We start from the raw sequence: 12084 nt of genomic DNA, 5'->3' as shown, positions 1-12084 counted from the left end.
TTTAAAATCGGGCTTTTATCCTTGTACAGGCAATGAAGTAAAACCTGTTCTGAACGGAAAACATGTCAAACCGATTATTTCAATGATGAAAACAAGATGGATTATCTCTTTTGCCCGACTTCCTGTTTCTGTGAAAAATCCAAATGCGCCCCTGTCGAAGGGAATATCGTGCCGGAGTTGATCGGTACGAATAATAGCGATAAGCAGATTTGGGAATTAGATGATATATGCAAATTATTCAAAATTAATAAACATGATTTATTGGTTTTACCGGAATAAAATTGCAGCTTTGTTCGGGATTGATCGGGTGGGAAAGATTTTGACAGACTATTTATCCGATACTTTATGAAAATAGAGAAAGTACATGCGGTCTATTTTAGTCCGACAGGCACAACTAAAACAGTGATTACCCATTTGGTAAAATGTATCACTACGTTATTACCGGAAGTCGTGACGGAAGTGAAAGACTTTACATTGCCGTCGGGGCGGAAGAAAGTGCCTGATATTCGGGAATCGGAGTTGGCTATTGTCGGTCTGCCTGTTTACGCCGGCCGTTTACCGAATCTGTTATTGAATTACTTGACCACCTGGCAGAGTAATGGGGCCTGGGCGGTGCCTGTAGTGGTTTATGGGAATCGGTCCTATGGGAATGCGCTCGTCGAACTGTATGATATTTTAAGATATAGAGGGTTTCATCCGATAGCTGCTGCGGCTTTTGTCGGCCAGCATTCTTTCACGACCCGGTTGGCTACCGGGCGTCCCGACCGGGAAGATCTGGAAAAGGCAGAACAGTTTTCGGCAGAGATCGTGAGAAGAATATTGCAACCAGGAGAATTTACCGGAATAAAGATTCCGGGACAAGGGGCTCCTGATTACGGTGGGTATTATAAACCCAAAGGAAGGGATGAAGAGGTGGTGAATTTCCTGAAAGCAAAACCTGTTACGACCGATGCGTGCATCGATTGCAGACGTTGTGCAAAAGTTTGTCCTATGGGGGCTATCCGGCTGGATCATCCTTCTGAGGTTTCCGGTATTTGTATCAAGTGTAATGCTTGTGTAAAACAATGTCCTGTACATGCCAAACAGTTGACGGATGAAGCTTACCTAAGTCATGTCGGTTTTCTTGAAAATAGATATACCTCGAGGGCAAGAATCGAATTATTTTAATCGACCTAAATACTTGGTATATGAAGACCGGTCTTTATACGAAACTGATTTTGAAGGTAATCGCTGGCTGTTTGCTTATCACTGTCATCCGGGGTATTCATTTCTGGAATTACCCGTTAATATAAAAGATATCGAGATGCATGTCGATATTAAGTCCGCCAGTACAAGAGATGAAATGAATGTGAAGGTATCCGGTTCATACTAAAAATAGGGGAATTGTTTTTGAGGATTTTTTTTATGGCATGGAGCTTTGCGCTCCCCGGTGATTTCTTATATGTCTTGATTTTTTCGCTGGTTGCGGATAAATTTATTCCGGTATTCTGCCGGGAAATTATTTTCATGGTGTTTGACGAATCGTTTCAGGTAGGATTGACCGGAGATCTAAGAAGGACGGTATGTCCGTTTATGTCAGATCATTGAGGGTACAGTGCTGAACAGCCATTCAGGTTAATGCCGGACCCCCTGAAGCTTATCCCTTTCCAAACCGCTATGAGATAATGACAAGTAATGTCCGATAAAGATCTTAAGTTAAACAAAAGAGGGGGCTTTCCCCATTCTCTTTTCAGTCCGCCAAAACAGCCAAACAGCCAGAAGGAGGGAAAGAATTCTGCTACAGGTTGTGCCGCTTCCGCCCCGATCGCCTGCAAGGTATTGATATAAATAAACAGGATACCCATCACTGGTCCCGACAGCAGCAACGTCCGGACGAGCGGTGTACCATATTCCCGAATTCCTTCCGAATCAATGACACAACTGATCAGTTCTTCGGAAAACACTCCGCAAAGCAAGGTCAGTATCACGCCCATACCCAATCCTGCGAAGCATGACAGACGTATGACTGCCTGAGACGGTCCCACTGTTTCTTTTCTCATATTGAAACAGGCTATGGATATGGTCAGGTGGGAGTCTTTACCCGTCAGCAAGATAACGTAATATGCGTTGCTGCCGTATAACCGATGGCCGTAGCCCATGCCGCACCGGCAATCCTGTAGCCGAGCCATAGGATAAACAAGCGATTGAGTACGATATTCTGTATGGTACCTATCAGTATTCCGTTCAGTGCCTCTGTCGATTTCCCTTTGGCACGGACAAGGTTGCTGAAAGCTGTGGAGACGATGACGAAAGGAGTACTCCACGCTACATACCCGTATTTCAAGAAACACCCTACAGCCGTCTCTATGATTTTTTTTAACAGATTACGGTTTATAATCCTTTTTCATTTTTTACAAAGGTCGTCTTTGGATATTCGGAACATTAATGGGTATTCTCCGTTTGAAAGTGTTTTTGATTTGTAACAAACCACTGAAATAGAGGCGTTCATGGCTAAAGTTGGTTTAAACCTCGGTTTAAACAGATGCCCCCAAACCACGAAAAACCACAAAATAAAAAAGGTAGCTACTTTCGTAACTACCTCATTCAGAGAGCGGAAAACGGGACTCAAACCCGCGACCCCCAGCTTGGAAGGCTAGTGCTCTATCGACTGAGCTATTTCCGCAGACTATTATTTATTCGGCAATTACAAAAGATTCTCTTTTCCTTATTCCGCTTGGTTGACGTTTCGGTTGATGTTTGTGTCAAACCTGACAGGGTTTATATTTTATCTTAATTTTTGCATTTCGCTGTATATTATATATAATAATTCCCCCCGAAGTGCAGAAAGGGGAAACCCTCTTCTAAAGAGGACTTTTCCGACGGTTTTAACTGGTGTCCATAATGCTTGATTTAAATTGAAAACTCCCGGTATTGAGCCGGGAGTGTGAGGTTAAATTTTTAGGAACTATATTACAGTTACCAAATTTATTTTCTTTTCCATATTATCCAGTCTTTAAATTATCATTCCTCACTATTTAAATATCAGAAATGGGGGTAAATTATATTTATTCCTTTTCAATCTTTTCCATCATATGCTGACAATAACAACAATAACCACCATTATCAATAGCAATAAACATTTCTTCCCAAGGAATAGGGACACCACACCGTTGACAGTTTTCTATTACATTTGTATCAATCATTCTGTCAAACACTTTCATTTGTTCAGGAGACAAGACTCCATATCCTTTGCCCAGAACTAATTTTGCAACCCCTAACTCTGTACCTTCTAATCTGCCGGATTCAACAAGCTGTTTTAGGAATTCTTTAAATTCATCTAAAGCACAAATTTTACCATTCATATTATTTTAGTTTTGATATCACCATTCTCAGGACTCATATCAGGAATGGTGATAGGTTAAGATTTTATCTACAATTACATTCCCATCTCTTATAGTCCAGTATTCTCTTATCACAAGTATCAGTTCCGGGATTATCGTTAAAATAAATGTTTCCATCATTTATTGGTAAATCGTTAAAAATCTTGTTCAGGGCACTTGCAGAGAGATTATTATTTCCACAACGTAAATAAGTCAAGGCAGTATTCTTACTTATATCCAATGAAGTTAAGCTATTATTGCCACAATCCAAACTAGTCAAGGCAGTATTCTTACTGACATCTAATGAAGTTAAGCTATTATTACCGCAAGACAGCTTAGTCAATGCAGTATTCTTACTTATATCCAATGAAGTTAAGCTATTATTGCCACAATCCAAACTAGTCAAGGCAGTATTCTTACTGACATCTAATGAAGTTAAGCTATTATTACCGCAAGACAGCTTAGTCAAGGCAGTATTCTTACTGACCTCTAATGAGGTTAGGTTATTGCCATAACATCGTAAGGAAGTCAATGCAGGACACCCACTGACATCTAATGAGGTTATGTGCTTGGTGTAACACCAAAAGCCTCTAATTTTCCCTTTAATTGTAATAATATAAGGATTACTATTAGGATATCTATGACCAATGCCATAGGTTGAAAAAATATTATCACACATCGTTTCCAGATTGGCATTTTCAACATTTCCATCTCCCCAATCAATTGTAATAATGTCTCCCTTATTAAAAGCCCCAATTTGTATTCGCACAGGACTACTAGCAGAATAATCAGTTCTATGAACCAACGTAATTACCCCTTCTTTTCCATCTTCTGATGAATCATCATCTTTTGAACACGCAGTAAAAGCAATGGCACATATAGTAACCAATAAAATGTAAATCTGTTTCATATTAATGTTATTTATATAATTCATTTTCTATTCTTCGTCTTTTTCTTTGTTTTGGGCAATCCATTCTCAAAGTCATACTTCAATGATAGATTTTCTCTCAACTTATTCAATAAAAGATTACCTTTTTCATAAAATTGTTCATATTGTTCTTGCGATATAGTTTGGTTAGCGTGCACTATTTCATTACGAATTTTCCATAAACAATTTTGTTCCTTACTAAAAATCACCTTCAATATTTCAGGCATTTCTTCATTTAATATTTTTAAAAAACCTGTCCATCTTACATCTAAGTTTTTCGGATACGCACCTTTTTCTATGCATCTGGATAATTTCAATCCTGCTTCAATTTGATTCCATAGATTTAAGATGGCATATCCATATTCTTCTTTATTGACAAGATCTTTCATCCTATCAGAAACCTCCAAGTTCAATAATAAAAGTGCTTTTTTCTGTTTAGTTTGCTGTCTCATTGCTTATTTGATAAATTGTATTCTAATTAGCAGGCATTTTATAAACATGAGATGTCTGTGTATTTAGCGTTCCATCTCCCCAGTCTATTTCAAATTGGATAGGTTTCGAACTTCTTGTTTCTGAAAATCTGAGCTCAATTTCTTGAGTTGGTTTAGTAGTTTTTACTTTCAATGTAATTGTATCCATGTCTATAAGTTTTAAGTTTTAAAAATTCCTACTCCCAACGTTTAAAGTATAGGAGTAGAAATGATGAATTATTCTTGCGGAATTTGTGAACATTCTCCGTTTAAAAGTTGGTATTTTGTCGGGTTATAGCCATTGTTATTTAAATAAAAAGTGCCACTCATATTTTGTACTACATTTTGGAGGACACAGAAATCATATAATTTGGGACATGTTGTAATTGATATATCGTTAAGCGATTCAATATTTTTAAGGGCATCTATATTATTTAATGAGCTACAATAATTTATAGTTAATTTGCCTCCCCCTATGTTTGTGAGACTCTCTAAACCTTCAAAAGATGCTAAAGATTTTAAAGAAGAATAAGATTTAGCATTCACCTCAAAATCCCCTCCAATGCTTTTTAAACCACTTAAACTTTTAAAAGAAGATAAAGACTCTAAAGAAGAATAAGATCCAGCAATTACTTTAAAATTCCCTCCGATTGTTTCAAGACTCTCTAAACCTTCAAAAGATGCTAAAGAATTTAAAGAAGAAGAAGATTTAGCATTCACCTCAAAATCCCCTCCAATGCTTTTTAAACCACTTAAACCTTTAAAAGAAGATAAAGAATTTAAAGAAGAAGAAGATTCAGCAATTACTCTAAAATTCCCTCCGATTGTTTCAAGACTCTCTAAACCTTCAAAAGATGCTAAAGATTTTAAAGAAGAAGAATATTTAGCATTCACCTCAAAATCCCCTCCAATGCTTTTTAAACCACTTAAACCTTTAAAAGAAGATAAAGACTCTAAAGAAGAATAAGATCCAGCAATTACTTTAAAATTCCCTCCGATTGTTTCAAGACTCTCTAAACCTTCAAAAGATGCTAAAGATTTTAAAGAAGAAGAAGAAGAAGAAGAAGAAGATTTAGCATTCACCTCAAAATCCCCTCCAATGCTTTTTAAACCACTTAAACCTTTAAAAGAAGATAAAGAATTTAAAGAAGAAGAAGAAGAATAAGAAGAAGATTCAGCAATTACTCTAAAATTCCCTCCGATTGTTTCAAGACTCTCTAATCCTTCTAAAGATGCTAAAGATTTTAAAGAAGAAGAAGAAGAAGAAGAAGAAGATTTAGCATTCACCTCAAAATCCCCTCCAATGCTTTTTAAACCACTTAAACCTTTAAAAGAAGATAAAGAATTTAAAGAAGAAGAAGAAGAAGAATAAGAAGAAGAAGAAGATTCAGCAATTACTCTAAAATTCCCTCCGATTGTTTCAAGACTCTCTAAACCTTCAAAAGATGCTAAAGATTTTAAAGAAGAAGAAGAAGAAGAAGAAGAAGATTTAGCATTCACCTCAAAATCCCCTCCAATGCTTTTTAAACCACTTAAACCTTTAAAAGAAGATAAAGAATTTAAAGAAGAAGAAGAAGAAGAAGAAGAAGAAGATTCAGCAATTACTCTAAAATTCCCTCCGATTGTTTCAAGACTCTCTAAACCTTCAAAAGATGCTAAAGATTTTAAAGAAGAAGAATAAGAAGATTTAGCATTCACCTCAAAATCCCCTCCAATGCTTTTTAAACCACTTAAACCTTTAAAAGAAGATAAAGAATTTAAAGAATAATAATAAGAATAAGAAGATTCAGCAATTACTTTAAAATTCCCTCCGATGGTTCCAAGATTTCGCAATCCTTCAAAAGAAGTCATATCTCCATCCTTAATTATTAGACTATCTGTTATAGTTTTCAAACCGTACAAACCATCCAAAGTGGTCAAGGTTGAACATTCCAATCTCAGTGAACCGTTAATTTCCGTAAGCAGATTGTCCAACTTTTGTAAGGTTGTTATTTCCCCTCCGCTCACAATAACATTCCCTCTAACTTTAGTATAACCTGCTGTCTGGAAATCAATTAAATCCTGTTCTGTTTCAAAAATAATATCTCCTATATAAATCCCTTTTGCAGCCTGAGTCACTTGTACTGTATCAGACAAAGTGCTATTCTTATCTTTTATAAAAATTTGGGCTGAACGTACATCATCGGTCGGGTTGGGTTTTACTTCAAGATTAATCATACTCTTAGTAAGTGCCTTAGATTGCGGCATCTGCTCTATCCATTCTTGTACTGTCTTAGGTATAATTATCTCATAGTCAATATTACTCTGAACCTCAATAGAAATTTGTTCACCTCCTGCGAGTACTTCATATTGTTTTTGAGATAAAATAAGTGCATTTTGTTGTAATTGATTGATATATAAAGTATCACAAAGAGAACTGTTTTTATCTTTTATAAAAACCTGGGCTGAACGATTATCATAAGTAGTATTTTCTTCTATTTCAAAATAAATTTTATCAGTCCGGATAGCTTTTGTTTCGAGTAACTTAATCCAATGCGATGCGGAACTGGGAATAGAAATGGAGTAATCTACATTCGATTTCAATTCCACTTCAATAGATTCTTTTGCAGATGAAATGTTGTAAGTGTCTTTACTCAGGATAAGTGTCCTTGGATCGGCAGTTTGATAAATATGGACTGTATCTTTCAAAGAGTTACCATTAAACACTATATATCCTTCCCGTTTTTCGTATTCCTTGTTTTCTAAAATCGTAAATGTAAAATTCTTTACAGTAATAGCTTTAGTTTCAGGTTCATGTTTTATCCAATTTTGAAATTGGGATGGAATGGAAACCTCATATTGAATATTACTTTTCACTTCAACGGTCACATTTCCACCTTCTTCCGGTATATCGAATTTATCCTTGCTTAAAATAATAGCATCACCATCTTTTTGTGTTACAGTCAGAACTTTTGTTATATTTCCGGCTTTAACTGTCAAGTTCGTATTCCTGTCTTCCATTTCACTGTAAACCCCTACCGTCACAATTATTTTGCTATCACCATTCCCCTGATTCACAGTTGTTTTACACCATTCACTTTCGTTTGTGATAGTCCAATCAGAATTACAATAAATGGTAAATTCTTTCTCTCCTCCCTCTGCCCCAAACACAAGATCTGAAACTGAAATATCAAGCATGACATTAGTTGGGGCATCGGGATTATCAGGATTGTCAGGATCATCGATAGGACCGTCACTTTTACTGCAACTCCAAAGAGTGCAGGATAACATCATTAATAGGTAAAATAGTCTTTTCATAATTGTTATTTATTTGTGGTTTATAAATCAAGATGGATATGTTCTACTGAAAATATTTTGCTAATCGCTAATTCTTTCGAATCTGAATCAGGGAAAAAGTTGGATTTTTTAATGATATTTATAATTTTACTTCTATTTTTTTCTTCTTGAATAATAATGTATTTTATATCCTTAGGACTAAATGAAATAGGAGAAGTTTTAAGTGAGTTTTGATACTCATCTTTCTTTTCCTCAAATGTACTTTTCTTTAATAATTGGCTATTTTTAGGGACAAAACGCCATTCTCGCTCATTATAAAAACATGTATCTTTTGTAAGTTTTCCGTTTCTCCACATTTTTCCATAATATGGTTTTATGTATTTTATTGCTAAATTCTTATTACAGAAATCAAAAAAATTCTTACCGAGTTTTGGCAAAATGTCTTGTATTTGTGGAGATTGATTATGTATATAAATAACAGGCGTTATTCCTACTTTTTGTGCCCATTCTTTGGTAAATCCAATTGCAAATTTCCCATAAGTATTAGTATGTTCATATATTTGAGACAAAGGAATATCGCAAAAACATTTCATAGGAATTACAACATCTCCTTTAAGATAGTCATTAATTTCAAAATGCTCGACACAATATCTTGGGATTAATTTGCCATGTAAAATGTCCTTTAAGAATTTCCTTTGAGAGACAAAATGAAATAAAGTATTTGCACTTATATTCATTTTAATAAAGAGTTTTAGTACCCCAAATTCCCCGGACAGATAAGTTAATAACATAAAAAAGCGTGGGAACTGTCAGTTTATTTTGTAAGAGGTATCGCCAAACACCCGACTAAAAATAAACAACTACCCCACGCAAACCGGATATATATACGAAAAGTAAATATATGGCAAGCATGAGCGTCTGAATCGTTTATCCCTTTAGTCTTGAAAATTGGCGATTTTCTTACAAAGGATAAAGCTGAAACGCTTCTATTTAAAACAACATGTCCGTTGCTAAATTACTCTAACAACGGAACAAATGTAATCAATTAAATCGTTTTATCAAACGCTCATAGGGGTAGTCGTAGGCCAAAAATAAATCTTTATTCACAAATCACCGCATTCATAAAATAATTCCTTCATCCGCAAAGCTGAAATAAGTATCCTCAGAAATAATCAGATGATCCAGGAGCCTTATATCTAAAATCTTACCTGCTCCGACTATTTTCTTCGTCAACTCTTCATCCGGTTTACTGGGATGTAAAACACCTGTCGGATGATTATGTACCAAAATAAAACCTGTTGCGTGTGCCATCAGGGCCGTCTGGTATATAATCCTTACATCGACAAAAGCATGCTCCAAACCTCCCTTCGAGACCTGCGACGAACCGATTATTTGCATGCACGAATTTAATAAAATCATCCAAACTTCTTCATGATGGGACATAAAAGATTTAAAAAATTCTTTGATATAAAGAAAAGCATCACGGGAACACCTTATTTTAGACGATAATCCCAAACTTTTACGGGGTTTATAAACCACCTCCACTTCCTGAAAAAAATGGGTATTGGGTACGATTCCCGCTGTTACCGATCCGTCATAAAAGTTATTTTCCATCATTTTGATTTAAATTTAATGATTAATGAAAGAGAGAAACTGTTTTCAATGGGGTAACCCCAGGGCGTAGGGAAGGGAATAATCCCCGTATATCTGAAATTATATTATAAAATTTTTTTTCTGATCAGGTATTTAAAAAGTACCTTTACCCGGAGCTCCATATTGACAGGTATAAAAAAAGCCTCCCGTTCATTTCCGGACGGAAGGCAAAAAAGAGTATTACGAATATACAGGGAATGACGGATTTTTAGTAGTTAAATATAAAATGCCTGAATTTAAGACGGCTACTATCCGGATATAAAAAAAGGATCCGATCTTTAACACAGATCAGATCCTCCATGAATCAGAGACAGATATGTATTTCTTCCCTCTCTTTATTCTTCAAATAATTATCCATCAACTTACATAAATTCTCCGCCATTCTTTTCAATTCGGCTTCATTGAAGTATTCCACCTCGGTGTGGTAAACTTCTGTGATTTTCCACGGCACAAATGTTGTGGATGTTTTTTTGGGTTTAAGTTCTCGTTTTTTCATAGGTTCATATTTAAAATGCAGAAATTATTTCATAACCCATTTTACGGGTATCGGAAAACTTGATTCTCTTAGTTTCAAATAATAAATTGAAATATTCCACTGCTGTATTATGTTTCTGATCAGGCAGACCGACCTCACGCCTCAAACTATTGATTTTCTGTTCGATTTCTTCACCGCTGATCCTCATTCCGATTTCAAAATTCTGGAGCAATAATTGTCTGTAAAGCCGCATCGTTACATCAGGGCTGTATTTGACCATACAGATATCTCTGGTTCTGTTCATTTTTTCCGTATTTCCCATATTCTCTTCCAGAATATCCCGTATCTTTTCATCAGAAAGACCCAGGTATTTAAATTCTTCGTAATATTCCCGTATTTTCCGGTGTAACGCATTTTTGACTGGCGCATTGAATGCTTCAAAGTTTAATGTTTGAGGCTGGAGGAAGTAGGTATAGAATTGTTCTACAGCGATTTTGATATCCTCTTTTGTATATTTTATCATTTTTTCTTTTTTTAAGTTATTATTTATTACCAAATTAATTTTAACTCCCGAGGTATGTAAACCGATGCCATATTCCGAAAGGACATGTTTCAGGTTAAAAAGATTCCCGTACAGTTCGTTATTGATCTTCTGATAAACGGTATAACTGATCAGGTGGTGGTTGATATAGTATTCAGTATAAATAAACTTCTGAAAAGCAGATGTTTCAAACCACTGATTGAATTTTAATTTCCTGTAGTCGGTATTCCGCATCTTCTCCATTAACTTCACTGTTTCCCGGGTATAGTTATCTGTAAGCGTTTTATTCACCTCCTGCAGCCCGAAGGGATGATCTTCCCCGCATTCACTGTTCACCAGAAAATAAGCTTTCATACCGGGAAGATCCCGGAAACGGTTCATCATTTGCACAATATCGGTATAGGAGTGCTTATTTTTCCCGGGAGCGATGATCAGTTCATAATTGTTCCCTTTTAAATCATAGCCCTGACGGTAAGTGGTGATGATCACTTCCGCATCCAATTCCCCGGTTTGCAAAAGCTGGTCATAATATCCGGTGCTTCCCTCTACCTCTATATCCGTTTCATCCGTTTCTTTTTTGTGTTGCTTAGTCATGGAATTTATAACGGCCAGCTTTACGATCCCTCTGTCACGCAGGCTTTTCTCAAGCAAAGGAAGCTTATCGGATTTATCAAGCAGGGAGATAACAACAGTTTTCCCGTTTTCTCTTAAACCCATGGTCAGTTCCGTTATTCCCCCGATCAGCTCCTTATAGTTTACGACAACTAAATTCCGGACCTGCGGCTCTTTCCGGACAGCCCTGAAAATAGTCATCCCTTCATAAAACGAATCCCGGGAATATAAAGGTGTTCCGGACAGCAATATCACTCTCTTATATCTGCAACCGAAGGTCAGCACCTGCTCAATCGCTTCTTTCTTCCAACTATAATCAGTTATCAGAGAATGGGCTTCATCAATTATCAGGGTTGTATCCCGGTGGATAAATTTAGGAATATGCTGATAAACCGTGATCAGTTGTTCCGCTTCATAACAGGTCCTGTCCTCGGCACAATAAAACGGGAGATCATGCCTCGCTGCCAATCTGCGGCCTAATAATAATGTATCTGTAGTAAATAAGAAAGGAATATTTTTCCTTTTCAGGTAATCTAAAAGATAGTATGATTTCCCGCCTCCTGCCGGACATTCTATGCTTACTTTAAATGAAGAATTGAAATCAAGTTCATCCAATAGCTTCGTTTCTGAAAGATTTCTACTAAAATCATAATCTTTGACAGTCATATTAAAAATGAAATAAAACACACTTCCTGTGTCAATATTCACTGTTGCACTTCGGGGTATTTTTTATATATATAATTACCATGAAGTGCGCCAGGTTTTCAGGG

13 protein-coding genes, 1 tRNA gene and 1 pseudogene are annotated in these 12084 nt (G+C 36.1%); 2 read left to right on the top strand and 13 right to left on the bottom strand.

Annotated elements, in window-relative coordinates; all coding sequences use genetic code 11:
• The first annotated feature begins 96 nt into the window (after positions 1–96).
• Together ODOSP_RS10240 and ODOSP_RS10235 are read left to right on the top strand one after the other, a co-directional pair.
• Positions 97–279, top strand: coding sequence for a hypothetical protein (locus ODOSP_RS10240; RefSeq protein WP_013612240.1), 183 nt, complete (start codon positions 97–99; stop codon positions 277–279).
• 66 nt (positions 280–345) lie between these two features.
• Positions 346–1167, top strand: a complete 822-nt coding sequence (locus ODOSP_RS10235) for an EFR1 family ferrodoxin (protein WP_013612238.1) — start codon at positions 346–348, stop codon at positions 1165–1167.
• A gap of 413 nt (positions 1168–1580) precedes the next feature.
• Here the strand turns inward: ODOSP_RS10235 and ODOSP_RS10220 are convergent, their stop codons facing one another.
• From ODOSP_RS10220 to ODOSP_RS10170, 13 genes and pseudogenes are all read right to left on the bottom strand, one after another.
• Positions 1581–2039, bottom strand: coding sequence for an MATE family efflux transporter (locus tag ODOSP_RS10220; protein ID WP_095074686.1), 459 nt, complete (start codon positions 2037–2039; stop codon positions 1581–1583).
• 44 nt (positions 2040–2083) lie between these two features.
• Positions 2084–2323, bottom strand: coding sequence for a polysaccharide biosynthesis C-terminal domain-containing protein (locus ODOSP_RS10215; RefSeq protein ID WP_041556680.1), 240 nt, complete (start codon positions 2321–2323; stop codon positions 2084–2086).
• A 78-nt stretch (positions 2324–2401) separates the two neighbouring features.
• A pseudogene (locus ODOSP_RS20530) lies at positions 2402–2488 on the bottom strand (Arm DNA-binding domain-containing protein); the annotation flags it as partial.
• A 101-nt stretch (positions 2489–2589) separates the two neighbouring features.
• A tRNA-Gly gene (locus ODOSP_RS10210) sits at positions 2590–2662 on the bottom strand.
• A 382-nt stretch (positions 2663–3044) separates the two neighbouring features.
• Positions 3045–3341: a hypothetical protein gene (locus tag ODOSP_RS10205; protein WP_013612236.1), complete on the bottom strand. Its 297-nt coding sequence runs from the start codon at positions 3339–3341 to the stop codon at positions 3045–3047.
• A 64-nt stretch (positions 3342–3405) separates the two neighbouring features.
• Positions 3406–4269, bottom strand: coding sequence for a leucine-rich repeat domain-containing protein (locus ODOSP_RS18805; protein WP_013612235.1), 864 nt, complete (start codon positions 4267–4269; stop codon positions 3406–3408).
• Positions 4270–4289: 20 nt separating this feature from the next.
• A complete protein-coding gene (locus ODOSP_RS10195; RefSeq protein WP_013612234.1) occupies positions 4290–4739 on the bottom strand; it encodes a hypothetical protein in 450 nt (149 codons plus the stop codon).
• A 22-nt stretch (positions 4740–4761) separates the two neighbouring features.
• Positions 4762–4926 (bottom strand): hypothetical protein, encoded by a 165-nt coding sequence (locus ODOSP_RS19920; protein WP_013612233.1) that lies wholly within the window; start codon positions 4924–4926, stop codon positions 4762–4764.
• A gap of 68 nt (positions 4927–4994) precedes the next feature.
• Entirely contained in the window at positions 4995–8054 is a 3060-nt protein-coding gene (locus ODOSP_RS10190) for a BACON domain-containing protein (protein ID WP_013612232.1), read from the bottom strand.
• 20 nt (positions 8055–8074) lie between these two features.
• Positions 8075–8770: an abortive infection system antitoxin AbiGi family protein gene (locus tag ODOSP_RS10185; protein ID WP_013612231.1), complete on the bottom strand. Its 696-nt coding sequence runs from the start codon at positions 8768–8770 to the stop codon at positions 8075–8077.
• 382 nt (positions 8771–9152) lie between these two features.
• Positions 9153–9650, bottom strand: a complete 498-nt coding sequence (locus ODOSP_RS10180; RefSeq protein WP_013612230.1) for a JAB domain-containing protein — start codon at positions 9648–9650, stop codon at positions 9153–9155.
• A 340-nt stretch (positions 9651–9990) separates the two neighbouring features.
• Positions 9991–10182, bottom strand: coding sequence for a hypothetical protein (locus tag ODOSP_RS10175; protein WP_013612229.1), 192 nt, complete (start codon positions 10180–10182; stop codon positions 9991–9993).
• 10 nt (positions 10183–10192) lie between these two features.
• Positions 10193–11980, bottom strand: a complete 1788-nt coding sequence (locus ODOSP_RS10170) for a hypothetical protein (RefSeq protein WP_013612228.1) — start codon at positions 11978–11980, stop codon at positions 10193–10195.
• Positions 11981–12084: the final 104 nt, after the last annotated feature.

Origin of the sequence: Odoribacter splanchnicus DSM 20712, from assembly GCF_000190535.1 — a bacterium.
GTDB classification, from domain to species: domain Bacteria; phylum Bacteroidota; class Bacteroidia; order Bacteroidales; family Marinifilaceae; genus Odoribacter; species Odoribacter splanchnicus.
Note: the sequence above shows the minus strand (reverse complement) of the source record. Positions and strands in the feature narration are given on the sequence as shown.